This window comes from Bradyrhizobium sp. CCGUVB1N3 (genome assembly GCF_024199925.1).
Lineage (GTDB): Bacteria > Pseudomonadota > Alphaproteobacteria > Rhizobiales > Xanthobacteraceae > Bradyrhizobium.
Genome location: NZ_JANADR010000001.1, coordinates 9,453,765 through 9,477,111 on the forward strand (window position 1 = coordinate 9,453,765; position 23,347 = coordinate 9,477,111).

General features: G+C 62.4%; 23 protein-coding genes. 15 read left to right on the forward strand and 8 right to left on the reverse strand.

Annotated elements, in window-relative coordinates; genetic code table 11:
* The first annotated feature begins 85 nt into the window (after positions 1-85).
* Positions 86-499 (forward strand): flagellar assembly protein FliX, encoded by a 414-nt coding sequence (locus NLM33_RS44545; RefSeq protein WP_254104983.1) that lies wholly within the window; start codon positions 86-88, stop codon positions 497-499.
* A 140-nt stretch (positions 500-639) separates the two neighbouring features.
* Here NLM33_RS44545 and NLM33_RS44550 read toward each other — a convergent pair whose 3' ends face one another.
* Positions 640-1,068, reverse strand: coding sequence for a winged helix-turn-helix transcriptional regulator (locus tag NLM33_RS44550; RefSeq protein WP_371930082.1), 429 nt, complete (start codon positions 1,066-1,068; stop codon positions 640-642).
* A 142-nt stretch (positions 1,069-1,210) separates the two neighbouring features.
* Here NLM33_RS44550 and NLM33_RS44555 point away from each other — a divergent pair, with 142 nt between their 5' ends.
* The 5 genes from NLM33_RS44555 (at position 1,211) to NLM33_RS44575 (ending at position 4,998) form a co-directional block, all read left to right on the forward strand.
* On the forward strand, positions 1,211-1,822 hold the full coding sequence (locus tag NLM33_RS44555; RefSeq protein WP_254104984.1) for an NAD(P)-dependent oxidoreductase: 612 nt from the start codon (positions 1,211-1,213) through the stop codon (positions 1,820-1,822).
* A 214-nt stretch (positions 1,823-2,036) separates the two neighbouring features.
* Entirely contained in the window at positions 2,037-2,402 is a 366-nt protein-coding gene (dksA, locus tag NLM33_RS44560) for an RNA polymerase-binding protein DksA (RefSeq protein WP_085966600.1), read from the forward strand.
* A 243-nt stretch (positions 2,403-2,645) separates the two neighbouring features.
* The gene (locus NLM33_RS44565; protein WP_254104985.1) at positions 2,646-3,455 is read left to right on the forward strand and encodes a phytanoyl-CoA dioxygenase family protein; all 810 of its coding nucleotides are present in this window, start codon (positions 2,646-2,648) and stop codon (positions 3,453-3,455) included.
* 393 nt (positions 3,456-3,848) lie between these two features.
* A complete protein-coding gene (locus NLM33_RS44570; RefSeq protein WP_254104986.1) occupies positions 3,849-4,130 on the forward strand; it encodes a hypothetical protein in 282 nt (93 codons plus the stop codon).
* A gap of 88 nt (positions 4,131-4,218) precedes the next feature.
* Entirely contained in the window at positions 4,219-4,998 is a 780-nt protein-coding gene (locus NLM33_RS44575) for a 2-keto-4-pentenoate hydratase (RefSeq protein ID WP_254104987.1), read from the forward strand.
* Positions 4,999-5,300: 302 nt separating this feature from the next.
* On the opposite strand, the gene flgH is transcribed toward NLM33_RS44575, so the two are convergent.
* The 4 genes from flgH to flgF are packed head-to-tail and all read right to left on the reverse strand — an operon-like array spanning position 5,301 to position 8,747.
* Positions 5,301-6,065, reverse strand: coding sequence for a flagellar basal body L-ring protein FlgH (gene flgH / locus NLM33_RS44580; protein WP_254104988.1), 765 nt, complete (start codon positions 6,063-6,065; stop codon positions 5,301-5,303).
* Between the two features lie 3 nt (positions 6,066-6,068).
* Positions 6,069-7,166 (reverse strand): flagellar basal body P-ring formation chaperone FlgA, encoded by a 1,098-nt coding sequence (gene flgA, locus NLM33_RS44585; protein WP_254104989.1) that lies wholly within the window; start codon positions 7,164-7,166, stop codon positions 6,069-6,071.
* 9 nt (positions 7,167-7,175) lie between these two features.
* A complete protein-coding gene (flgG, locus tag NLM33_RS44590; RefSeq protein ID WP_254104990.1) occupies positions 7,176-7,964 on the reverse strand; it encodes a flagellar basal-body rod protein FlgG in 789 nt (262 codons plus the stop codon).
* A 21-nt stretch (positions 7,965-7,985) separates the two neighbouring features.
* The gene (gene flgF / locus NLM33_RS44595) at positions 7,986-8,747 is read right to left on the reverse strand and encodes a flagellar basal-body rod protein FlgF (RefSeq protein WP_254104991.1); all 762 of its coding nucleotides are present in this window, start codon (positions 8,745-8,747) and stop codon (positions 7,986-7,988) included.
* Positions 8,748-9,133: 386 nt separating this feature from the next.
* Between flgF and fliL the strand changes: the two genes are divergently transcribed.
* From fliL to NLM33_RS44620, 5 genes are all read left to right on the forward strand, one after another.
* The gene (gene fliL / locus NLM33_RS44600; RefSeq protein ID WP_254104992.1) at positions 9,134-9,634 is read left to right on the forward strand and encodes a flagellar basal body-associated protein FliL; all 501 of its coding nucleotides are present in this window, start codon (positions 9,134-9,136) and stop codon (positions 9,632-9,634) included.
* An 18-nt stretch (positions 9,635-9,652) separates the two neighbouring features.
* Positions 9,653-10,846, forward strand: coding sequence for a flagellar motor switch protein FliM (fliM, locus tag NLM33_RS44605; protein WP_254104993.1), 1,194 nt, complete (start codon positions 9,653-9,655; stop codon positions 10,844-10,846).
* Positions 10,843-11,289 carry a DUF6468 domain-containing protein gene (locus tag NLM33_RS44610; RefSeq protein ID WP_254104994.1) on the forward strand — a complete coding sequence of 149 codons (447 nt, stop codon included), beginning with the start codon at positions 10,843-10,845 and terminating at the stop codon, positions 11,287-11,289. Before fliM ends, NLM33_RS44610 begins: the two co-directional genes overlap by 4 nt.
* 9 nt (positions 11,290-11,298) lie before the next feature.
* A complete protein-coding gene (locus tag NLM33_RS44615) occupies positions 11,299-12,072 on the forward strand; it encodes a MotE family protein (RefSeq protein WP_254104995.1) in 774 nt (257 codons plus the stop codon).
* 951 nt (positions 12,073-13,023) lie between these two features.
* A complete protein-coding gene (locus NLM33_RS44620) occupies positions 13,024-13,218 on the forward strand; it encodes a hypothetical protein (RefSeq protein ID WP_254104996.1) in 195 nt (64 codons plus the stop codon).
* 398 nt (positions 13,219-13,616) lie between these two features.
* On the opposite strand, the gene NLM33_RS44625 is transcribed toward NLM33_RS44620, so the two are convergent.
* Together NLM33_RS44625 and NLM33_RS44630 are read right to left on the reverse strand one after the other, a co-directional pair.
* Positions 13,617-13,805 carry a hypothetical protein gene (locus tag NLM33_RS44625; protein WP_254104997.1) on the reverse strand — a complete coding sequence of 63 codons (189 nt, stop codon included), beginning with the start codon at positions 13,803-13,805 and terminating at the stop codon, positions 13,617-13,619.
* 148 nt (positions 13,806-13,953) lie between these two features.
* The gene (locus NLM33_RS44630) at positions 13,954-17,133 is read right to left on the reverse strand and encodes a VCBS domain-containing protein (RefSeq protein ID WP_254104998.1); all 3,180 of its coding nucleotides are present in this window, start codon (positions 17,131-17,133) and stop codon (positions 13,954-13,956) included.
* Between the two features lie 125 nt (positions 17,134-17,258).
* Here NLM33_RS44630 and NLM33_RS44635 point away from each other — a divergent pair, with 125 nt between their 5' ends.
* The 4 genes from NLM33_RS44635 (at position 17,259) to NLM33_RS44650 (ending at position 20,258) form a co-directional block, all read left to right on the forward strand.
* Positions 17,259-17,417 carry a hypothetical protein gene (locus NLM33_RS44635; protein ID WP_254104999.1) on the forward strand — a complete coding sequence of 53 codons (159 nt, stop codon included), beginning with the start codon at positions 17,259-17,261 and terminating at the stop codon, positions 17,415-17,417.
* Positions 17,418-17,556: 139 nt separating this feature from the next.
* On the forward strand, positions 17,557-18,231 hold the full coding sequence (locus tag NLM33_RS44640) for a FecR domain-containing protein (protein ID WP_254105000.1): 675 nt from the start codon (positions 17,557-17,559) through the stop codon (positions 18,229-18,231).
* Between the two features lie 113 nt (positions 18,232-18,344).
* Positions 18,345-19,148 (forward strand): tetratricopeptide repeat protein, encoded by an 804-nt coding sequence (locus tag NLM33_RS44645; protein WP_371930083.1) that lies wholly within the window; start codon positions 18,345-18,347, stop codon positions 19,146-19,148.
* Between the two features lie 612 nt (positions 19,149-19,760).
* Positions 19,761-20,258, forward strand: coding sequence for a hypothetical protein (locus NLM33_RS44650; RefSeq protein ID WP_371930084.1), 498 nt, complete (start codon positions 19,761-19,763; stop codon positions 20,256-20,258).
* A 65-nt stretch (positions 20,259-20,323) separates the two neighbouring features.
* Here the strand turns inward: NLM33_RS44650 and NLM33_RS44655 are convergent, their stop codons facing one another.
* Positions 20,324-23,116: a UPF0182 family protein gene (locus tag NLM33_RS44655; protein WP_254105002.1), complete on the reverse strand. Its 2,793-nt coding sequence runs from the start codon at positions 23,114-23,116 to the stop codon at positions 20,324-20,326.
* Between the last annotated feature and the right edge of the window lie 231 nt (positions 23,117-23,347).

The following is a 23,347-nucleotide window of genomic DNA, read 5'->3' on the forward strand; positions in this document are numbered from 1 at the left end:
CTGTCGGCAGATTTTGCCGGGCTGTTTACGCCTCATTAACCATAATGCGGCGAAGCTGCCGCCATCGATCACGCGGATTCCTTCGATGCGCATCTACGGACCGAATGGCACCACGCTTGGAGCGCCCGCCAGCCAGACCAGGCGGACGAGCTCCGGCACCTTCGTGCTGCCCGATACCTCCTCGACGCAGGAGACCAAGTCCGCATCCGCGCCGAAGGCCGCTGCCAACATTGATGCGCTGCTTGCGCTGCAGGGCATCGAGGAGGACCCGGTCGAGCGGCGCAAGCGCTCGGTCGCCCGCGGCAAGACCGCGCTCGACGTGCTCGACGATCTCAAGATGGGACTGTTGTCGGGTAACCTCGACGCCTCGACGGTGATGCGCCTGCGCGATGCGGCAGCAAACCTCAAATCGTCCTCCGGTGATCCCGGCCTTGATGCCGTGCTCTCCGAGATCGAGCTGCGCGTCGAGGTCGAACTCGCGAAGGCCGGGCAGGCCTGAGCGTTATCCGTCGTCCTGAGGTGCTCGCGTAGCGAGCCTCGAAGGGCGATGGCCCGGCGGTCGCCGCGAGGACATTGAACGCGCTGATTCATCTCGGCCGTTCATCCTTCGAGGCTCCCAGCGCGGTGCTGCGCACCGCGCTACTCGCGCCTCCAGCGACAACGGCTTCGCCGTTGCGCGGGGATGACGGGGTCTCTTGACGCCGCTTCCTGCTTCTGCTGCGCGTCGTAGCGGCGCTGGGCGGCGAGGACGTCCTTCAGGTTCTCCTCGGCCCAATCGCGCAAGGGATCGACAGCGGCGGCGAGCGTCAGCCCGAGCTGCGTGATCGAATACTCGACCGTCACCGGAACGGTTGCGATGGCGCGGCGCTTGATCAATCCGTCGCGTTCGAGTGACTTGAGAACCTGGCTCAACATCTTCTGCGAAATGCCTTCAATCGTCCGGCGCAACTGATTGAAACGCATCGCCTCCGCGCGCAGCAGCAACAGGATCAGCACCGCCCATTTGTCGCCGACGCGATCGAGGATCTGGCGCGTCGGACAATTGGCTGCGTAGACGTCGGGCTTCATGTCTTGGTTCCTCGCGATCTGTTCCGGTTACGCGTTCCGGTTACTCTTGCGTAAGCAGGTAAGCCAAAAGTGCTCTCTTAACACCAGCATTCTTTGCGATATCTAGTCACCGCTAGTTACCACAGAAGCAAAGGAGCCTTCCATGAAAATCGCAGTCGTCGGGGCCTCGGGCCGGGCCGGTTCGGAGATCACCAAGGAACTGTCCCGCCGCGGCCATGCCGTCACCGCCATCGCCCGGAACCCGGAGAAGATTGCCAGCCTGCCGAACGTCGCCCCGACGAAGGGCGACGTGCTCGACCAGGCCGGGCTCGCCAAGCTCTGGGCCGGGCAGGACGTCGCCATCAGTTCCGTCCACTTCCTGGCCAGCGATCCGCACAAGCTGATCGGCGCCGCCAAGGACTCGAAGGTTGGCCGCTACCTCGTGGTCGGCGGTGCGGGCAGCCTCGAGGTCGCGCCGGGCGTGAAACTGGTCACAACCCCCGGTTTTCCCGCCCAATACAAGGCCGAAGCGGAGAAAGGTTCCGCATTCCTCGATCTGCTGCGGCAGGAAAAGGAACTGAATTGGACCTTCATCTCGCCGTCGGCCCTGTTCGTGGAGGGTGAGCGGACCGGCAAGTTCCGGCTTGGGACCGATCAGCTTCTCGCAGATGCGAGCGGGAAGAGCTGGATCACCTTCGCTGATTACGCCATTGCACTGGCCGACGAGATCGAGCGGCCTTCGCATCTGCGGAAGCGTTTCACGGTCGGCTACTGAGTGGATAACCGCCCCCAGGTGCTTGCCGATAAAGCTGCCGGTGCAAGGACTTGGGGGCGGTAACGCCAACATCAGGGAAATATTGTCTGTCACAAGAGGCCGCTATATAAGCCCGGCTCAACGGACCCTGTCCGTCGCGAGTCGTTGCTTAAAAAAGAATAGGCCGCCCTTGGAAAAGTTGAAAAATTACCGACCGACCGAAAAAGAGCCTTTCATGAACGACCGGCAGAAGGAGTACTTCCGTTTGAAGCTCCTCGCCTGGAAGGATGAGATCCTCAAAGAGTCCAAGCTCACCCTGCAAGCTCTGCAGGAGGAGAACGTCAACCACCCCGATCTCGCCGATCGGGCTTCGTCCGAAACCGACCGTGCCATCGAACTCCGCGCCCGCGACCGCCAGCGCAAGTTGATCGCCAAGATCGATGCAGCGCTTCAGCGTATCGAGGACAACACCTACGGCTATTGCGAAGAGACCGGCGAGCCGATCTCATTGAAGCGGCTGGAAGCCCGCCCGATCGCAACGCTGTCGGTGGAAGCGCAGGAGCGCCACGAGAAGCGCGAGAAGGTTTATCGCGACGAATAGGCCGGAAGGCCAAAGGCGTCCGCCGCTTGAATGCCGCGGATCCCGCGCGTAGACTCGCGCCGCCATGATGATTTGCTCTCTCAACATCGCATCGGTCTTCTTCCTGGGCTGATCCCGCTTCCATGAGGAAGCGCTGATCGACCCCGTGGGCTGTGCCCAGCGGGATTCCAGTGAACCGAATGAGTCGGCCGGGTTCCGCATGACGCGAACCGACGATGGCTGGCGACAGCTCGAGAGACAATCATGACCGATAGAGATGAAGTGCGTGCGCTGAGCGCCGCGCAAATTGCGCAATTCATTGCGCAAGGCTTTGTCCGGATTGACAACGCCTTTCCCCGGGAACTCGCAGAGCAGGGCCGCGCCATCTTGTGCCGCGATCTGCCCTGCAGCGAGCACGACCCGTCGACCTGGACACGCCCGGTGATCCGGCTGTCCGGGTATGGCAATCCGCCGTTCCCAGAAATCGCCAACACGCCAGTGCTGCATCGCGCGTTCGACCAGCTGGTCGGTGCGGGTCGTTGGCGGCCGCGCAAGGATATCGGCGGCACCTTCGCTGTGCGCTTCCCGCATCCGGACGATCCCGGCGATGCCGGCTGGCACATCGATCTCAGCTTCCCCGGCGAGGATTGCGATCCCAACGAGCGGCACGATCATTCGGCGTGGCGGGCCAACATTGTCTCGCGCGGGCGCGCGCTGTTGATGCTGTTCCTGTTCTCCGATGTCCGCAAGGATGATGCGCCGACGCGGATCAGGGTCGGCTCGCACATGCCGATGGCGCGCTATCTGGCGCCGGCGGGCGAGGCCGGGCGGTCGCGGATGGTGCTGGATGAGATGGGCGCCGACTGCGAGATCGCGCTCGCGACGGGCGCGGCGGGCACCGTCTATCTCTGCCATCCCTTCCTGGTGCACGCGGCGCAGCAGCATCGCGGAAAGGCGCCGCGCTTCATGGCACAGCCCGATCTTCCTCCTGCCGAGCCGTATCGGCTCGATCGCGCCGATGGTGACTATTCGCCGGTCGAGATCGCGATCCGTATCGCGCTCGGACGTGACTGACGAAGGCGATGTTCGCCCATGCTGTCGTGGCGCGTGTTCACGCGCCACGGCCATCTCGTTGCGTGATGCGGTTCATCGCGGCGAACACGAAAACTGAATCGCGATCAAGGGACTAGACCCAACTCCTTCCTGCTCACGTGAGCTCGGAAGAGAAAGAGCCTTCACTTCAGGTGAGGATGTTTTTGCGAGTCGGAGCAACGGGATCGACTCGACTTCTAAAGATGCGGCCAGCGGCACGAAGCATCGCCATCGTCGCGCATCCTGTGCCTGCGCGGAGCGTGCGCCGCCATAAAGCCGGGACCAGCTCAACAACTCCTTAACGGCCGGCAGCAGGCCATAGGCCGCATCGGTCAGCTCGTACGCCACCCGCAGCGGCTTTTCGGCGAAGTTGATTTGGCAGACGAGCCGTCCTGCTCGAGCTGGCGCGGCTGCGTCGCCGGCATGTGCTGGGTGATGCCGGCGGCCGACCGCCGCAAGGCGCCGAAGTGTAGCCCGCCGGGTTCCACGCCTCCAGGCGCCGGACTGGTCGGTGCGCCTCGTCGCGACCGGCGTTCCCAGGCTGCCCTACAGCCTGCCGAAGGCGAGGCGGCTGCTCGGCTGGCAGGCGCGATCCATAACGAGGCAATTCTGAGCTCTGCCGAGAGCCTGATCCGGCTTGGCCTCGTCAAGGCGTAACGCGTGCGCTCCTCCCGCAGCGCTTGTCAGGCGGGAGCGGGGATGCTGAAGTGGCGACTTCAGTTGCGTAGCGTGGGAGTCGGCGCCGATGGACAGAATTCTCGCAGCCGCAAAGGCGATCGCGCTGGCGCGCCGCAACCACGCTGCCCTCGCGCCGCTCGAGGTTCCCCCGCGCGATGAGGCAGAGGGTTACAAGATCCAGCGCGCGCTGCACGACGTGCTGCTGCCCCATGTCGGCTCGCTGGTTGGCTACAAGATCGGCTGCACCAGCCAGGTCATGCAGGACTACATGCAGATCGACCATCCCTGCGCCGGCGGCGTGTTCGAGAAGGTCGTGTACGACAGCCGCGCAAAACTGGCCGTTTCCGACTATGTCCGCGTCGGCGTCGAATGCGAAATCGCCGTGCGGCTGATGCGCGACCTTGCCCCCGGCGAGGCTCCGTTCACCGCCGAATGGGTGGGAGAGGCGGTCGATGCCTACGCCCCCGCGATCGAGATCGTCGACGACCGCTATGTGAAGTGGGAGACGATGGGCGCGCCGACGCTGATCGCGGATGATTTCTTCGCCGCCGGCTGCGTGCTTGGTGAGGCGGTTCCGCGTTCGTCGGTGCCCGACCTCAAGGCGGTCGCCGGCCGCGCCCTCGTCAACGGCGAGGAGGCGGGCAAGGGTACCGGCGCCGACGTGCTCGGCCATCCCCACAACGCACTCGCTTGGCTCGCCAATCATCTTGCCGCCGAAGGCAAGGGCCTGCATGCCGGCCAGCTCGTGCTCACCGGCAGCCTCGTGAAAACGCTGTGGCTGAAGGCCGGCGACAAGGTGCGGATGGAGCTGGACGGTCTTGGTGTGGTGGAAGCGAAGTTTACGTGAGGGCAATAGCCTCATTTTCCGCAGTCATTCCCCGCGAAGGCGGGGAATCCAGTACGCCGCAGCATAGCGATTGAATCAAAGGCGTCTTGGAGTACTGGATCGTCCGCCCCAGTGCGCAATTGCGCACAAGGCGGACGATGACAGTGTTCGTTTGTCGTAATTGCCGCGCTCGTGGCGAGCCGACAGTCACAACAACGCCGACCAAAAATCTTGCGGCCTCCGGCAGGGGAGCTACCGGAGGCCGCGTAGAACATCACGTTGTGCCTAGGTTCACAACGAGATGTGGGAGCTCGGGAGAAGCTTTAGAAGGGCAGCAGCACGTCCATCACTTGCTGGCCGTAGCGCGGCTGTTGCACGTCGGTGATCTGGCCGCGGCCGCCATAGGCGATGCGGGCCTGGGCGATCTTGGTGGAGTCGATGGTGTTGTCGCTCTGGATGTCCTCGGGCCGGACGATGCCGGCGACGACCAGCTCGCGAATCTCGTAGTTGACGCGGATCTCCTGCTTGCCTTCGACGACGAGATTGCCGTTCGGTAGCACCTGGGTCACGACCGCCGCGACGTTGGTCTGCAAGGCTTCCTGGCGCTGGACGGAGCCCTTGCCGTCGCTCGATGACGTCGAGTCGGTGGTGAGGAGGCGGCCGGGCAGGACCTTGAGGGGCTGCGTGACCGTTTTGCTGCCGATGAAATCGGTAATCCCTGAATCTTCCTTGGCGGTGCGGCTGCGCTGGGTCTCGTTGGCGATGTTGGCCTTGTCGGTGAAGTTGACGGTGATCGTGAGGAGGTCGCCGACCCGATTGGCGCGCTGGTCCTTGAAGAAGGCGCGGCTGCCGTTGCGCCACAGCGAGTTCGGATTGTAGGAGGCGACTTCCGGCTTCGGCATCGGCATCTGCACCGGCTTGTAGCCGGGCTGCGTCGTCGGATTGTCGATCGCGGACAGTTTCGGCTGTTCGCCGATCTGCGACAGACGGTCGATCGAGGAGCACCCGCTCGCAAAGGCGAAGGTGGCGAGCAGCGTGCCGGAGAGGGCGATACGACGAAGGCGGGCCGCGGAACTGAACTTGGACATGACTTACTCTGACTTGGCTTGTGCTTGCGCGATCTGGGTTGGCGAAACGGGGGCCTGGATCAGGCTTTGGGCGAGGGCGGCCGCTGCGGGCGTCTCCTCGCGTCTGGACGAGGTCTGTTCGACCGTGGGGGCGGCCGGCGCGGATTGGCTGGCGCCCTGGACCGTGACCTGGCCGCGGCCGGTGACGACGCCCTGGAGCGTACGCTTGGACTGCATGTTGAGGACCGAGACGGTGTCGCCCTCGGAGCCGCTGTCGACCGCCTTGCCGCGGGTGGTGAGGTAGAGGCCCGGCACCTGGTAGATGATGGTGACATTCTGGTCGCGCTGCACGAGGTCGGGCTTTGCGATGTCGGCGACCCGGACCGCGCTGCCCGCCCGCATCGGATGACGGAGCTGCATGCCGACCGCTCGCTCGCGCGAGGCCGCTTCGCCCTGGACATCCGCCCTCGGGCGGCGCTCCAGCGTGACGTCGGACGACTTCAGCATCTCGGAGCGGTCGATGTCGCGGGTCAGCACGGCGACCTCCACCGTCTCGATTGCGGTGCCGGTGAGGCGCAGCTTGGCCGGCGCGAGGCTGTTCTCGTTGTTGATCTCGAAGCTCAGGTCGAAGCGGCCGCTGCGCGCGTCGTAGCGCGTGGCAGTCGCCTGGAGTGCACCGGTGTTGGAGGCATCCAGCCGCACGTCGGAGACGCCGCGGTCGAACGTGACGGTGATGTTGGCGGCGTCCCCGAGGCCGAAGCGGCGCTCGAGCGCGGAGGCGACCGCGAGCTCGAGATCCTTGTTGGCAAGCGTGCGCGCGAGTCGCGTGACCGTGACCTCCTTGAGGTCGCCGGTCATCACGCCGATCACCTGCTTGGCGCGCAGCACGCTCAGGACCTGCGCGACCGGCAGCGCGCCGGTGGTGCCGAGATCGGGCGAGCGGTAGACCGGGATCTGCGCGGCGGAGCCCGCATTGTCGATGAGGTCGCCGACCCGCACCACATCGGAAGTGACGGTGATGCTGGCGCGCAGCGTCGGCGGCGCGATGCCGTCGTCGGCGGCGCATGCCGGCGCGGAGAGTGCGAACAGGGTGGCAAGGGTGGTGATGGTCTTGCGCATCATCGTCATTCCCTAGCGGAACAGCGCCGTGGTGGATTGCATCATCTGGTCGGCGGCGCTGATCACCTTGGCGTTCATCTCGTAGGCGCGCTGTGCGGCGATCAGGTCGCTCATCTCCGAGACGACGTCGACATTGGCCTGTTCGAGGCTGCCCTGCGTGATCGTGCCGTAGCCTTCGGAGCTCGCGGTGCCGTCCTGCGGCGAGCCGGAGGAGGGCGTTTCGGTGAACTGGTTGTTGCCGACCGGCTGGAGGCCCGCCTTGTTGATGAAGCGCGTCAGCGCGAGCTGGCCGATGATGGTCGAGCTCGACGAGCCCGGCAGCGTCACCGAGACCTGGCCCTGCACGTTGACCGTGAGGCCCGAGGCGTTGTTCGGGATCGTGATGGTCGGCTGCACCGGGTTGCCCTGGGCGGTGACGATGCGGCCCTGGTTGTCCATCTGGAAGGTGCCGTCGCGGGTGTATTGGTAGGTCCCGTCAGGCATCAGGACCTTGAAGAAGCCTTCGCCCGAGACCGCCAGATCGAGATCGTTGCCGGTCTGCGACAGCGTGCCCTGGGTCATGCTGCGCGGCGTGCCGACCGTCTTGACGCCGCCACCGATGTCGACGCCGACCGGCAGGATGGTGCCCTGGTCCGACGACTGCGCGCCGACGCGGCGGATGTGCTCGTAGATCAAATCCTGGAACGCCGCGGTCTGCTTCTTGAAGCCGGTGGTGCGCAGGTTCGCGATGTTGTTGGAGATGACCTGCACGTTGAGTTCCTGTGCCGCCATTCCGGTCGCAGCGGTGTGAAGCGCTTGCATGTCAATCGTCTCCTGGTGGCGTTACGCTGGAACGTCGGCGAGCTTCTCGATCGCCGATTTGTGCATGTCGCTCTGCTGCTGGAGCAGGTTGGCGACCTGGGTGTACGTCCGCATCACTTCGACCATGCGGCTCATTTCGCCGACCGCGTTCACGTTCGACTTCTCGATGTAGCCCTGGCGCACGGTGGACTTGGCGTCGACCTGCTGGTTCGCGGAACCCTGGGCGTAGAGATTGGCGCCCTGCTTGGCGAGCTTCTGCGGGTCGTCGAAGGCGACCATGCGGATCTTGCCGCGGATCGAGTCGACACGGGCCGTGCCCTCGAGGACGGTCACCGTGCCGTCGGGCGCGACGTTGATGTCGTGGTCGGTAGGCTGGAAGGTGATCGGGCCGGCATTGCCGAGCACGAGATTGCCGTCCGACGTGACGAGCTGGCCCTGGTTGTTCAGCGAGAACTTGCCGTCGCGGGTGTAGCGCTCGCCGCCGGCGGTCTGCACCGCGAAATAGGAATTGCCGTCGACCGCGAGGTCGAGCGGGTTCTTGGTCTCCTCCATCGGGCCCTGGCCGACGTCGCGGAAGGTGCCGCGGTCCTGCACATAGGAGACCCGGCGGTCGGAGCCGACGAAATTGTCCTCACGCGCGCGGGAGTTGAGGAATTCCTCAAACAGCGTGCGATCGGCCTTGAAGCCGTTGGTGTTGGCATTGGCGACGTTGTTGGCGATGACATCCATCTGCCGTTCCAACGTCATCTGCCGCGATAGACCGACCAGAAGCGCGTTCTGCATCGGATGGTTCTCCCCTGTGGAGGTCCGCTTCGCCCGCTCTCCCAAGCGTCTTGGCCGACCCGTCGATGAGACCTTCGGGCTCTCCCAAACCGTCCGGTCTCGGCCCTTTCTCAGCGAAAGCCGTGCCAACGCGAAAAATGACGTATTTACAGTAGTTTAGGTGCTCGGGAGGGGTGGGCGAGGGGCGGCAGAAAGGTTCTGTTGACCATGTTTGCCCGGCAGATTTTTCCTAGCGCGGGGGCAATCGAAAGGTTCTGTTAACCATGATTACCGTAGCGTTTGCAGCCATGAGGAGCGCGTAGCGCGCTGGGGCATTTGTATCGCGTCACTGGCCGACCAGGAGGCTTCGCTCTCTCAGACCCTTTATGTGAGCGAGCGCGGCGACCATGGCAGAGAACGAAGCGGAAGGCGGCGCAGCCACTGACGGCACTGAGGCGGCCCCGCCGAAGAACAAGCTCAAGCTCATCATCATCGCGGTCGCCGCGCTCGCCATTCTCGGCGGCGGTGCGGCAACCTGGTTCCTCTTCTTCCGTCATGGCGACGACGAGCATCATGCCGAGGCCGCGCCGCCGCCGAAGCCACCGGCCTTCGTCGACGTGCCCGACATGATGGTCAACCTCGCCGGCGCGCCCGGCGAGCGCGTGCAATATCTGCGGCTCAAGATCGTTCTGGAGCTGAAGGAAGAGAAGCAGATCGAAGCGATCAAGCCGACGATGCCGCGTGTCACCGACATCTTCCAGACCTATGTGCGGGAACTGCGCCCGTCCGACCTCAACGGCTCCGCCGGCATCTTCCGCCTCAAGGAAGAGCTGACCAAGCGCGTCAACGCGGCGGTCGCGCCGATCCAGGTCAGCGCGGTGCTGTTCAAGGAAGTCGTGGTGCAGTGAGGGTAATGGGCTAGCGCCATGGCGGGCAACGATCCAGTCGACCAAGATGCCATAGCCGCCCAATGGGAGGCCTCGCTCGATTCCGAGGATCCCGCGGAGGCCGCTGCCGAGAATGAACTATCCGAGACCATGGCCCTGCAATGGGCGGCCATGGTCGAGGACGGCAGCCGCGATCTCGGCAACGGCAAGAACTCGGGCGAGCGGGTGCTGTCGCAGGAGGAGATCGACAATCTCCTCGGCTTCACCGTCGGCGATGTCACGCTCGACGACCATTCCGGCATTCGCGCGATCATCGATTCGGCGATGGTCTCCTACGAGCGCCTGCCGATGCTCGAAATCGTCTTCGACCGCCTGGTGCGGTTGCTGACGACCTCCTTGCGCAATTTCACCTCCGACAACGTCGAAGTCTCGCTCGACCGCATCACCTCGGTGCGTTTCGGCGACTATATGAACTCGATCCCGCTGCCGGCCGTGCTCTCGGTGTTCAAAGCCGAGGAGTGGGAAAACTTCGGCATGGCGGTGGTCGATTCCAGCCTGATCTATTCGATGATCGATGTGTTGCTCGGCGGTCGGCGCGGCGCGAGCCAGCTCCGCATCGAGGGCCGGCCCTACACCACGATCGAGACCGAGCTGGTCAAGCGGCTGGTCGAGGTGGTGCTGGCCGACGCCGAACAGGCATTCCGGCCGCTGTCGCCGGTGACCTTCACGATCGACCGGCTCGAGACCAATCCGCGTTTCGCCGCGATCAGCCGTCCTGCGAACGCCGCGATCCTGGTGCGACTGCGCATCGACATGGAAGATCGTGGCGGCAACATCGAACTACTGCTGCCTTACGCGACCATCGAGCCGATCCGGGGCGTCCTGCTCCAGATGTTCATGGGCGAAAAGTTCGGCCGCGACACGATCTGGGAAGGCCATTTCGCCACCGAGATCGTCCAGGCCGAGATCGCGGTCGATGCCGTGCTCTACGAGGCCGACATTCCGCTCAAGCAGCTGATGCGGCTGAAGGTCGGCGACACGCTGCCGCTGGACATGCGCGCGGATGCCAACGTGACCGTGCGCTGCGGCAGCGTCACGCTGACCGAAGGGCGGATGGGACGCGTCGGCGACCGCGTCGCGATCCGCGTGACGAAACCCCTGCGGAAGCCAGGTACGACACTTGCGATGTTCGAGAAGGTCGACGAGCAGAACAAGATGATGGAGGCACCATGAACCACTCCCTAGGCATGGCGATCGAGATGCTGGTCGCGATCCTCCTGATGCTGACGATCGGCTACTGCATCCTGCTCAACAAGCGGCTGACGCGCTTGAAGGCGGACGAGCATTCGCTGAAAGCCGTCATTGGCGAGCTGATCACCGCGACCGAGATTGCCGAGCGCGCGATCGGCGGGTTGAAGCTCGCAGTCCGCGACGTCAACGAGAATCTCGGCAGCCAGCTCGCCGCCGCAACGCAGATGTCCGACCAGCTCTACCGCCAGCTCGGCGAGGCCGACAACGTGGTGCGGCGCCTGTCCAAGATCGCCATCGCTGCGCGCCCCGTGACGAATCCGGAAGCTGCCGCAGCCCCGGTCGCCAAGCCCTCGGCGGCGAAGGCGGTGGCGGCGGCTGCCGAAGCGTTCTCCGAGCGCAGAAGGTCCAACGGGCTTGCCGCATAAAGTCGCTGTATGAAATCCTTTCGTAACATCCGCGTCATTCCCGTCGTGCTGATCGCAGTCGCCGCCCTCGCGACGCTGAAGGTCGCGGGCCTCGTGATCAACGGCGGCTATGTGTTCGACTACCAGCCGAACACGACCAAGAAGTCGTGGGCGCAGGAGAACCTCAACTTCCCGACCGGCCGCGAAGACCCCGACATCACCGGCTCGACGCATGGCGCGCCGAAGGAGGCTTCCAAGGAGGAGGCGCCGAAACCGGCCGCGCCCGAGACCAAGCCCGAAGGCAAGGTGATCAAGCCGGAGGAATCCCGCGAGCAAACCTCGCCGGCCGAGCGCGCGATTCTGGAGCGCTTGCAGAACCGCCGCCAGGAACTCGAAGCGCGCCAGCGCGAGATCGACATTCGCGAGAGCCTGCTCAAGGCGGCCGAGAAGCGCATCGAGTCCAAGGTCGAGGAGATGAAGGCGGTGGAATCCCGCATTTCCACCTCCGCGGCCGAGCAGAAGGCGGCGGAAGCTCAGCGCCTCAAGGGGCTCGTGACCATGTATGAGGGCATGAAGCCGAAGGACGCCGCGCGAGTGTTCGATCGCCTGGAGATGGGTGTGCTGATCGAGATCGCCACGCAAATCGCCCCACGGAAGATGTCGGACATCATGGGCTTGATGCAGTCCGAGGCTGCCGAGCGGCTGACGGTCGAGATGGCGCGCCGCGCCGGCGGCGGAGACCGCTCCGGGGATGCGGCCGATCTGCCCAAGATCGAGGGTCGCCCGACACCAAAGTCCAATTGAAGACCTGGATCAATTGAAGACCTGGAGAAGACAGCCGGGACGAGCTTCGGCAGGGCCGAGCGGTATCGCGCTACGCCGGGTGCCGGATTTCTGCAGTGCAGCTTGCGCCACTTCGATGATGAATTAGGGCGCTGGTAATCTCTGCCGATAATGCTTCTCGGCATGAGAGTTGCGATGGCTACATTTGTTGCTCTCCTCGCTCTTCATTTCGTGGATGAGCAGCTATTCGGCGCCCGGTACACCCGAGGTGCAACGGCAATGCTGGTGCAGATCGCGAGGTCGTTCGGTTAGGTGGCGGAGGCTGTTCGCGTCCAGACTAAAGCGCGATGAGATTAGGATGAATCGTCATCGCGCTTTAGGTTGTTGTTTGTGCATGATCTTTTCGGAAAACCGCTTCACACTTTTCCGGATCATGCCCTAGTTCACGAGCCGCCGGTCACCACAGCGATCTCCGACTTTGCCAGCCGTCGAATCGCGCCAGCTTTCGAGAGAAATTGGCATCCCGCATTTTTGCTTGATCAGCGCCGCCTTGGTGACGCGCGTCACAAGATGCAGAGTGCTGTGGCAGCAGGAGCATTCGTAAACCTTCAGGGCATATCCCCTGGCGATCGGAACGAGAGCAACGAGTGCTCGTGCCCTGCTACACAGAATACAGCTTGCTTCCCCGTACATCGATCGAGCCCCCGCTGACCAATCGAATTCGGATCATTATGACGACAGTCATTCTGAGTCGTGCATTGCTTGCAACATCTATCGAGTGAGCGGAAGCGGTCGGCAACAGTCCTTTTGCCGGATGAAGTGCCCAGCTTCGCGTTTCAGCTGTAGCCGAATGGAGCTTCAGCTTCTGAACGTGCGATGAGTTGACGCGTGCAAATGTGAGGTGGCTGACAGTCGCGCCGAACGGTTCGTCTTAATTTTAGCCATTGGCAATCAGCAGCGCAGGAGGAAGCTATGAACTACTCGTCCGTAGCCGAGCGCGCGATTGAGATCGTCAATCGGCTGCTCATCGCGGCGATGACATCCGCCTGGACCTCTGCATTGGATCACCAGCACGCGTTGCCGACGTCTGAGGAAGATTGTAGCGCCGATGAATGCTCGGAGCAGGAACGTTCTCTCGTGAAAAACTTGGCAGAGAAGCACCACTGAAAGCTGGCTCGCGCCGAACGCGCCGCGTCCATGGTTGAGCTGTCAGCGATCTCCGATCCGAGCGCGCCACCGGGCCTCGAACGTGTCGAAATCTCTCGCGGCCGACGCTTGCGAGTCCAATGGATTGGTCGACCTTACCGCGATCGCGGTTGTAACCTCTGCGTCGGCACCTGCCTGGGCCTCCCCGTGCTTCGGCCACTCCAGCAGCGATTTGGAGAGCATTGGCTTGCCCTCGTACCAGCATTTCCGCCCATCGATAAGGCGATAGGACCACCAGCGCCCCTGCGTCGACGACGGTATCGCGCTGCTGCATTGTTGCTTCGCCACCGCGTCGCTTCTTCCCATTGGCAAGAGCCCAAGGGCGCAAGCGGCGAGAGCGATCGATCGGAGGCGGCTCTTCATTGGTCCGCACTAGAATTACTTCGCTGCTGTAATCGACTTACAGCAACGACCAGCTCGGGACGTTCGAGAACTTCGATCAGCTTGTCGAGAGTACGCTCGGTACTCTGGGGGCGCGGCTGAAGATATTCTTCGAGGATCGATTGCGCTTCGCTGATTGCATGAAGTGCTAATTGTTGATCAGTCATCACTTCTTACCCATCTAAAAAAATTGCGCGCTATGAGAGGCGGAATAAATCAAGTCGCTTTTGGGGAATATTCACGCTTTCCACTTGGTTCCGATCAAATTTTGTTTCGACGTGGAACCCGAGACAGACACCTGCCGGTCGAAATTCTTCACACCAGCAGCTCGTGATGAGAGGCGTCAGCGCGAGCGGAGGCCAGGTTCAAGGTGTCAGCGGAGTCGTGCCCCGGCGCAAGCGCTTCAATCGCTGGGACTCCGAGCAGTCCCGGGTGTGCTGTGTTTGCAACCGGATCAAGCGACGAAGGGGTAGGGGGCAGCTCCGTGAGCGCAATAGCGTTCAAGCCTTTGGAATCGGCAATCTCGTTCCTGAAGTGAAATGCGTCTTCAGCGCCGAGTGCTGTGAGAGGGTGTGAGCCCAGGAGCGCGAGTGTGGCAGCGGACAATTCAGAATGATCCGCGGCAGACTGAATGGCCGCGATGCCTTGCTCGCTTGCTGCGCTGGAGACCCGATTGGCCGCGAACGAAAAAACAAAATGGTCGCTGTTGGTGGCGAGATGGTTGGCATTGAGCCCGCTGATCGTCTCAGGATTCGTTTCAGCCTGGCCGATGTCGTCCCCGCTCTTGGTGGCCGTCGTCGGACTGCTGGAGCTGCCCGACGCCATTTCGACTTGGCTGGGGTCGTTCGTCGAGTCTGGACTGGCTGCCGAGTGAAGTGTTTGGCTGGCGTCGCTTCCGCCCGCTGTGCCGTCTTGTTTCGATGGCCCATCGGTTGATGGCGGATCCGTTTGCGTTGCGGTGGCTTGGCTGTCGAGGTCCCGGAAGCCTGCGCCGTGGATGGTAATCGTCACAACCTGTGGGGTGCCGTCGATCGTGGTCACCGTGAAGGTATCGGTCAGCGTATCGCACGCCTTGAGCGCCCGGACCGCGCAGTTGTCCTCGTCGAGTGCGTAGGTCCATACGCCCGCCGCCGTCATCGTGAAGGTGCCGTAGCCGTGCGTGCTCCACTTGGGCGCGCACACCGCGGTGAACGTGTTGGACGGATTGTCGACATCAGTGTCGCTGAGCATGCCGGTGGCCTTCGGTGCCTCCGGCGTCCTGCAGACGGGTTCGGTCACTGAGCCCGTCGTGGTACCTTGGATGATGGCGGGGTCGTTGGCGCCTTGGATGGTGATCGTCACCACCTGCGGCGTGCCGTCGATCGTGGTCACCGTGAAGGTGTCGGTGAGCTTGTCGCAGACATTGAGCGCCTGCACGGCACTGTTGCTGTTGTCGAGCGTGTAGGTCCAGACGCCCCCTGCCGTCATTGTGAAAGTGCCGTAGCCGCCCGCGCTGGCCTTGGGCGCGCACACCGCGGTGAACAAGTTGGATGGATTGTCGACATCAGTGTCGGTCAGTGCGCCGGTCGCGGTCGGCATACCCGGCTTGCAGCCGGCGGCCTCGATCACGCATCCGGTTGTCCTGCCGCAGATGATGGCGGGATCGTTGGCGCCATGGATGGTGATCGTCACCACCTGTGGCGTGCCATCGATCGTGGTCACGGTGAAGGTGTCGGTCAAGGTGTCGCCGACATTGAGCGCCTGCACTGCGCACTTGCTGTTGTCGAGCGTGTAGGTCCAGACGCCGGCCGCCGTCATCGTGAAGGTGCCGTAGCCGCCCGCTTCGGGCGAGCAGATCGGCACGAAAGTGTTGGGCGTATTGTCGACGTCGGTGTCGGTCAGCGTACCCGTCGCGGTCGGAATTCCCGGCTTGCAGCCGGCTGCCTCGGTCACCGAGCCGGTCGTGTCGCCCGAGACAATCGCGGCATCGTTGGCGCCGTGGATGGTGATCGTCACAACCTGCGGCGTGCCGTCGATGGTCGTCACGGTGAACTTGTCGGTCAAGGTGTCGCCAACATTGAGCGCCTGGACCGTGCTGTTGGCGTTGTCGGCCGTGTAGGTCCAGACGCCCGCCGCCGTCACCGTAAACGTGCCGTAGCCGCCCGTGCTGGCCTTGGGCGAACTCACGACTGTGAAGGTGTTGGGCGCATTGTCGACGTCTGTATCGGTCAGTGTGCCGGTCGAGGAAGCGCCGGGCGCCCCATTGGCAATGCCGCCCGCTTCGATTGACGAACCGGCCGCGACGCCGGAAATGATGGCGGCGTCGTTGACGCCATCGATGTTGATTGTGAAGGTCTGAGCAGTCGAAAGGTTGCCGTCCGACACCGTAATGACGAAATCATCCGTCGTCGGCGCCGTCAGCGCGTTGATCGCGTCACTGTTCGGTACGAAGGTATAGGCGCCGCTGACGCTGTTCACATAAAGCGTGCCATAGGTGCTGCCTTTCGACACATCATACGTCACTCCACCCAGGACCGTATTGCCGGCGGTCCCGCCGCTGATACCGAAAACCAGTGGCGCGTCACTGGTGCTGCTGGCGCTGAACGTGCCGCTGGTCGCAGTGAAGGTGTCAAACAGCACCGTATCGAGTTCGACCGGTCCCGACTGAATATTGAGCGTCGGCGGCGAATGAAAGATCTCGGGAACGACGATGGTGCTAGGCAGTATGATCGGAAGCGAATGTAGCTGCGCGGGAGCATCGGACTCTATGAAATTGATCGGCTCCAGCGGCAGCGTCTCCGGGAAGGGAGTCGTACCGGAGCCCTTCGGCCCGATCTCCTTCGAGAGATTGGCCCACACGTCATGCTCCGCCGCCTGGAGCTCCTCCATGCGGGCCATACTATTGACGAGCTGGTTGACGCTGACCGATGACCCAATCTTGTTGAGCAGGACCGTCTCGCCAGGATCCTCCACGATGATGTGTCGTGGGATCGCCTCCTTTGTCACGAGCTCGAACGCGCCGTGCTCGACGTCCTTGTACGTGATGCTGTCGTTGTCCAGGAACGTGATGTTCGCGTCTGCGGCCTCGGCACCCTTCAACATCGAGAACATCAATGCTCCGAGCGTCAGCATTCCGAACCCGCCCGTATGGATCCGGCCGCGAATGCTCCCAACAGGTGTGTCGAGCGTCAGGGCGCCGCTCTTTGCCGACCGGCCGGCAACGAAAGCAAAGGTGCCTTTGGATATCGTGAACAGGGCCGAACACGCGATGCCGTCGGGATCGCAGACGAATTCGCGCAGCTCCATGCGGGCATCGCTGGAGAGGTTGAAGAAGGTGTCGTCAATGAAGCGAATGCCGATCTGACCGTCGGCGGAAGTCTCGATCACGTCACCGAGGCAGAGTGGATCACCAACCATGACTTCGGTGGCGATACCGCTCGCGCGCCTGAGGATGCCGCAACCGATCGCCGTGTGGACGGTCCCGATTATCTTCGGAGGCGGGACCACGGAGGTCACGTCTCCGGCCTCAACGCCGGACGCAACTAACATAGCCTTCGACCTCGTCAGTCGAGGAACTCAGGCTCAGCGTGGCGCCGTTTTTCTTTCGCTCTGGTCTGCCTTCGCCACGAGATCAATACATCATGGCGCCGGCAGCCCGAGGCTTGCCCGCCGAAATCCTGATCGAGATGACCCAAGTCGATTCAAGAAAGAGACGCGTTCAGCGCGAGGCCGCTGTGAACTACTTTCGTCTCGCTGAATATCCGGCCCCTTCCATCGAAGCGATCTGCTTTTCCAAATGAGAGGTAGTGCAATTTCGCGGCATTCCGGATCTGCGGAACAAAAATAGGCCGGCGGGGTGGATTTAACAACAATTAAATTATACTATTTGCCGTCCTACTTGCGAAAAACCGTAGAGGACTGGGGGCGAAGATCTTCTCGATGAAGGGGGAGGTCATGCGCGCGCATTCGATAGTCGGATTAGTGGTCGCTTTCGTTCTGACGCTCACCGGCTTTTTGCCCGATGCTGCGCGCGCGCAAGCCGATTCCGCCAAGCCAGTTCTTCAGAACTTTTCGTCGAAGCCAATTGGGAAGGTCGTAGCCGCCGCGGGCTCCGTCACAATCGAGCACGCGAACGCGGTCGTCGTTCAGGCCAACGTGCCCCCCCAAGCCAATCAGACGAAAGTCGGCGATCCCGTCTATCTGGGGGACGTGGTGCTGACGGGGGATGACGGTCGCGTTGGCATCAACTTTACCGATGGCAGCTCGTTCAACCTGTCGAGCAACGCGCACATGACTTTGGACGAGTACGTCTACGACCCGAACGGAAAGTCCAATTCGACTTTCTTCAGCCTCGCCAAAGGGACGTTCACCTTCGTTGCCGGCAAGGTCGCGAAAACCGGTGACATGAAGGTCGACACCCCGGTCGCCACGATGGGCATCCGAGGCACCACGCCCCATGTCGAGATCTCCGACAACGGGTCGGTAAAATTCTCTACCCTCATCGAGGAGGGCAAGAGCAAGAGCAAGGTGACAAAGAAATCCGCCGCGTCCACCGGGTCATCCGAACAGAAAGCCGACCGCAAGCTCAACTTGAACATCTGCCGACGATGCTAGAAGCCTTTCACCAGGGATAGAAATTTCCCCAATCCGTGATCGGGATTCCTGATATGAAGCCGAGCACGACAGGAACCATCACCGGCGGCGTGGCGTCCGGTCTCGTCCTGCTATTGCTCCAGTTGCCGGCGGTGGCGCAGACTCCTAAGGAGGAAGGGAGCTATCTCAAGACGATCGAGCTGTGCAACAGCGTCGCGCGCGCATCGCTCGAAGCGCGAATTGATGGTTGCACTGCGTTCATCGACGCGCACCGAGGCGCGACGAAGGCCTTGGCCATCGCCTACAACAATCGCGGCAATGCTTATGCTGAAACGGGACGCTATGACCGCGCCATCCACGATTTCGATCAATCGATCGAGCTCAATCCTGGCTATACCAAGGCGTTCAACAACCGCGGTGTGGCCCACCTGATGAAAGGCGAATACGACCTCGCGATCGAGTCTCTGGATGAGGCCATCAAGCTCAATCCCAGCTACGGCGAGGCCTTCGCGAACCGTGCACAGGCCAATCTGCGAAGGAACGCGTATGATCGTGCGGCGCAGGATTACGACGAGGTCATCCGGTTGCGGCCAGATCTGGCGGGCGCGTGGAGCGGACGCTGTTGGGCCCGAACCATGTTGGGCGCTCTACCGGCCGCGCTCGAAGACTGTAACAAGGCGCTGCAATCGGGATCGGGCAATGCGGCAACCTACGATTCGCGCGCTCTGGTCTACCTGAAGATGGGCCAGCTAGCCGCGGCCATCGATGACTATAACTCAGCGCTGCGGCTCGAGCCGAAGCTGGCGAGCGCGCTTTATGGGCGCGGACTTGCCAGACTCAAGCAGGGCGACAAGGCCTTGGGTGATGCCGATATCGCGGCGGCACAGGCAGTTCAGCCCGGGATCGGCGACGACTTCGTGCGCTACGGCGTGCGGTAGAGGCTGGGACCGTGCTAGCAGCATCGATTGGAGCGCTACAGGAGATCGCCACACGCCATCATTGTGCCGATTTGGAATCTCCACTGCGAATATCGAGGTATTAAAATCCGGTGTTCAGCCGGGTTCGATGGTGCTTAGATTTAATCTGCGTGACGACGTGACGGGCGCAGGCTTACGGACTCCGCCCGCCACTTTGGAGTAGGCATTCCCTTAAGGCCCGCCTCCAACTCTTGAAATTTTCCGTTCTTCCCAACACTCGGAGGCGGGCCTTTTATTTTGCAGCAGACCGTGGGTCGCGAACTGGTGGCCCGAACATACGGAAGTCATCGTCCGGTTCTGTTCAAGAGATGTTGCCGTGGGCCGCACCGTTGGCCAAGAAGTCCGTTGCCATGCCACGCTGCGCAGTCCGGTAGGATGGCACCGTAGCATTACTCTCCTCGTAGCATTACTCTCCTCGTTGTGATGTTCTGTCTCGCACACGCCGTGCTGGGGGCGCGTGAAGCAAGAGCCCAGTGTTCAGCGCGCGATGTGCTGCAAAGTCAACTCCGGCTCAAGAACACTCCCTCACCACGAGCGCCGCGCGTTCCAATCCGCTCCGCCGCCGACGTTCAGGTGTGGAAGACGATTGCGGTAGGCACATTTGCAGATAAGTTCACCCTCACGGGCGCCCTGGAGGCGGTCGGGTGCAGCGTTGGAAATCTGGCAGGTGAAGTTCTCGCCAGTCCTGTCTTTTCCCTCAGCGTTACGAAAACGAACGCGGATCTCTTCGCGGTCTTCGTAGCCGAGCTGGGCTTTCTGACCGACACGGCGCCGCTGGGAGATATCTATGCGCGCGCTCGGCAGCTGGGTTTTGCGTTTGCGCCAGCAGAGGTCGCCCCACAACTGAGGCTGCAATATTTCGATCAGCCGGTTGGTGAATTTCTCATCATTGGAATGGAGCCGATCAGCACGAGGGAGGGCGAGCCAGTCATTCTGACAGTGGCCAATGGCGGAGCAGGACTGATTATCATCGGGCAGGATGGCAAGGCTGACGCACAAATATCCGTACGATCCCGCTTTCTGTTCGTGCGGCCGACAGGAGCCGAGACCGCAGCATTCGTCCTGCCCTAAGACTATCGGCTGCTGAGAGGACAACTTCCCCGAGGCGATTGGCGGACTTCACTGGGCAAGACCCCTCACGGACCGCCCGATTGCCGGCGGATGTCTTCGAGCAGGCTGCGCATCGCCTCGATCTCCTTGCCGAAGCCTGCCCAATCACCGGATTTCAATCGCTCCATGGCCTGACCGTAGTGAGCAAGCGCCTCTTGTGCGCGTGCCGCCGCGGCCCCATCGCCAGGCGATTCCGGGGTCCCACCCGACGCTCTCGTTGCGGGCCCGCTGTTTGCGAAGAGCGCCGACAAAGCTTCCTCAAGCGTTTCCTTCATGACGACGTGCTCGCCATAGGCGGCAATCACCCGTTTCAGCTCCGGCAAATGCCCTTGCTCGGCCCGCAAATACAGTGGCGAGACGTAGAGGATTGAATTCTCGATTGGGATCACAAGGAGGTTTCCTCTGATCACCCGCGATCCCATCTGGTTCCACAGCGAGATCTGCTGGGAGATCTCCGTGTTCTGATGAATGCGCGCCTCGATCTGGAACGGTCCGTAGACCAGCTTCTCCTTGGGAAATTCGTACACGATCAGCTTGCCATAGCCGGGCTCGTCGCAGCGCGCGGCGAGCCACGCGATCATGTTGTCGCGGCGGCTCGGTACCATCGGGATCATCAGAAAGAACTCGGCTTGCGATTCACCCGGCAGCCGCATGATGATGTAGTAGGGCGCCATCGCGGTCGTGCCGTCCATTGCAGAGATGCCGTCGCCGGCCGGCTGGCGCGGGAATTGCCAGAGATCCTCGCGGTTGTAGAAAACATCGGCAGATTCCATGTGATAGGTTTGGAAAAGCCGAGCCTGTATGAGGAAGAGGTCTTCGGGATAGCGAATATGCCTTTGCAGATCGGCAGGCATTGCCGTGAACGGCTTGAAGAGAGCCGGGAAAATTCGACGATAGGTCGCGGCGATCGCGTCCGCCTGGTCCATCAGATAGAAGTCGACAGTGCCGTTATAGGCATCGATGATCACTTTCACCGAGTTTCTGATGTAGTTGAGATTGAGGCTGGACGCCCGCTGCGCGTAGGGAAAATATTCGCTGGTCGTGTAGGCGTCCTGAATCCAGAACATCCGGCCCTCGCTGACGACGAGGTAGGGATCGCGATCCAGCATCAGGAACGGGGCAATCGTGCCGACCCGCTCCTGAATGTTGCGCCGGATCATGATCCGGCTGCCGTCGACGATGTAATCCGAGAGAAGAAGGTTCACGTCGTTGAAATGGTGGGCGAAGATCAGTCGCCGCACCATGCTCGACAGCGGGACGCCGCCGTCGCCGTCATAGGACGCGTAGACGTTGTCCTTTCCCTTGGGATAATCGAACTCCGGCACGGTTGCCTTGACGATGACGTAGTCCTCTGTCTGCTGCCCGTAGTAGATGCGCGGCTCGCGAATGTCGGGACCACCCTGCGCAACCGGAGGAACATCGTGCAGGTAGAGGAGCGGAAGCCCTTCGCTGCTCTTCTGGGTGACCGGACTCAGCACCGCACCATTGCCGTGGGTGAACAGGATGTGGCGGTTGACCCAGGTCTGCGCGTTGGGCGGCAGAAGCTCGGAATTCAGCTCGCGTGCCGAGAGCATCACGCTCTGGTAGGTGCCGCCGAGCCAGTAGCGGTCGACATCGAGGTTACGCAGCTTGTAGTAGGTGCGGATCTCCTGCAATTGCGCGTAGGTGTCGGCCAATGGTTGCCAATCCCACAGCCTTATATTCTCGATCGTGGCCTTGTTGGCTTCGAGCGTGCGGAAGGTCAGGGTATGCTCGGCAGGGAACGGCTTCGGTGAGATTCGATTGAGATTGTAGGCCTCCCGGGTCAGCGCGATGTTGCGTTCGATGTAGGGACGCTCCCAGTCCAACTCGTTTGGCCTGACGTAGAAGCGCTGAAAAGCTGCGGGGATGATGCCCGACAGCAGGAAAGCGGCGCTGAACAGCAGCGCAATCGCGGCGGTGGGGAGGCGGTAGGTGCGGACCCACAGGTTCGCCCATGCGGTCAAGGCGGCGACGATCGACAGCGCGATCAGGATCCACAGGACCGGCAATTCGACGTTGACGTCGGTATAGCCTGCGCCGACCACCACGCCGTTGTCGCCGAACAGCAGATGGTAACGGTCGAGTCCGTAGGACCACGCCTTCACGCCGAAGAAAAGGCCAAGCAGCGCCGAACCGTGGGAGATCGCCGCCGGCGACATTCGCTGGGCCCGGTCCTCGATGTCGCCATGCACCCAATAGACAAATCCAGCGAACAGTGCGCTCATGACGAGCGTCAGCATTGCCCAGTTCTTGACAGCGACAAACGCGGGCAGGGAGAACAGGTAGAAACCGATATCCTTGCCGTACAGGGGATCGTTGCTGCCGTAGGGCACCTGATAGATGAACCGGAGCAGTGTGGCCCAGTTGCCGACCTCGCCCCAGGCGACAAGCAAGGCGAAGAGGCAGCTGCTGGCGGCGATCACGCCGCGCCACGGCAGCCGCTCGCGCAGGAATTCAAGCGGATCAGGCTGAGCCGCAGCGGCCGCAAGTGTTGGGACGAAGGCCGCGGGCAGCCGGGGTCGCCGCCCGGCAAGACCAAGCGCAATCCGCGCGTTCACCCACAAGACCGTGGCCGTCGCGGCGAAAACGACAAGGAAGCCAGCGGTTTTGGCGCCGATCGTGATCCAGAAGATCTGCCTGTAGCCGACCGCAGCGAACCACATCCAGTCGACCAGGATGTCGCTCACGAGAGCGAGCAGGATCAGGCCAATGACGACGGCGATGGCCGCGATAATGAACCCTGCCGCAGCACTGCGCCGCGGTGCCTTCTGGCCGGGTCCGGGGATCCCGATCGTCATGTCCGCACTATAGCAGAACGGCAGCCCGGGCGGCGCTCCGTGGACGTGCGACCGATGGCGCGAACTGCCCATACGCTGGAGGCCCGGACTGGCCATTTCGGAGACGGTGGTGCGGCGCAGCGAGCGCAGGTCAAATCAAACCGACAGCATTAACAAGTCCTTAATTGGCGAAACCTTAAAGTCGAGGGCACGGGCCGGCCCCATTGCCGGCATGGATCGTCGGACCGGATG

Bases quoted from the DNA above. Each gene is read 5' to 3' on its own strand.
- NLM33_RS44545 (WP_254104983.1), top strand. From the start codon at position 86: ATGCGCATCTACGGACCGAATGGCACCACGCTTGGAGCGCCCGCCAGC.
- NLM33_RS44550 (WP_371930082.1), bottom strand. From the start codon at position 1,068: ATGAAGCCCGACGTCTACGCAGCCAATTGTCCGACGCGCCAGATCCTC.
- NLM33_RS44555 (WP_254104984.1), top strand. From the start codon at position 1,211: ATGAAAATCGCAGTCGTCGGGGCCTCGGGCCGGGCCGGTTCGGAGATC.
- dksA (WP_085966600.1), top strand. From the start codon at position 2,037: ATGAACGACCGGCAGAAGGAGTACTTCCGTTTGAAGCTCCTCGCCTGG.
- NLM33_RS44565 (WP_254104985.1), top strand. From the start codon at position 2,646: ATGACCGATAGAGATGAAGTGCGTGCGCTGAGCGCCGCGCAAATTGCG.
- NLM33_RS44575 (WP_254104987.1), top strand. From the start codon at position 4,219: ATGGACAGAATTCTCGCAGCCGCAAAGGCGATCGCGCTGGCGCGCCGC.
- flgH (WP_254104988.1), bottom strand. From the start codon at position 6,065: ATGTCCAAGTTCAGTTCCGCGGCCCGCCTTCGTCGTATCGCCCTCTCC.
- flgA (WP_254104989.1), bottom strand. From the start codon at position 7,166: ATGATGCGCAAGACCATCACCACCCTTGCCACCCTGTTCGCACTCTCC.
- flgG (WP_254104990.1), bottom strand. From the start codon at position 7,964: ATGCAAGCGCTTCACACCGCTGCGACCGGAATGGCGGCACAGGAACTC.
- flgF (WP_254104991.1), bottom strand. From the start codon at position 8,747: ATGCAGAACGCGCTTCTGGTCGGTCTATCGCGGCAGATGACGTTGGAA.
- fliL (WP_254104992.1), top strand. From the start codon at position 9,134: ATGGCAGAGAACGAAGCGGAAGGCGGCGCAGCCACTGACGGCACTGAG.
- fliM (WP_254104993.1), top strand. From the start codon at position 9,653: ATGGCGGGCAACGATCCAGTCGACCAAGATGCCATAGCCGCCCAATGG.
- NLM33_RS44610 (WP_254104994.1), top strand. From the start codon at position 10,843: ATGAACCACTCCCTAGGCATGGCGATCGAGATGCTGGTCGCGATCCTC.
- NLM33_RS44615 (WP_254104995.1), top strand. From the start codon at position 11,299: ATGAAATCCTTTCGTAACATCCGCGTCATTCCCGTCGTGCTGATCGCA.
- NLM33_RS44620 (WP_254104996.1), top strand. From the start codon at position 13,024: ATGAACTACTCGTCCGTAGCCGAGCGCGCGATTGAGATCGTCAATCGG.
- NLM33_RS44625 (WP_254104997.1), bottom strand. From the start codon at position 13,805: ATGACTGATCAACAATTAGCACTTCATGCAATCAGCGAAGCGCAATCG.
- NLM33_RS44635 (WP_254104999.1), top strand. From the start codon at position 17,259: ATGGCGCCGGCAGCCCGAGGCTTGCCCGCCGAAATCCTGATCGAGATG.
- NLM33_RS44640 (WP_254105000.1), top strand. From the start codon at position 17,557: ATGAAGGGGGAGGTCATGCGCGCGCATTCGATAGTCGGATTAGTGGTC.
- NLM33_RS44655 (WP_254105002.1), bottom strand. From the start codon at position 23,116: ATGACGATCGGGATCCCCGGACCCGGCCAGAAGGCACCGCGGCGCAGT.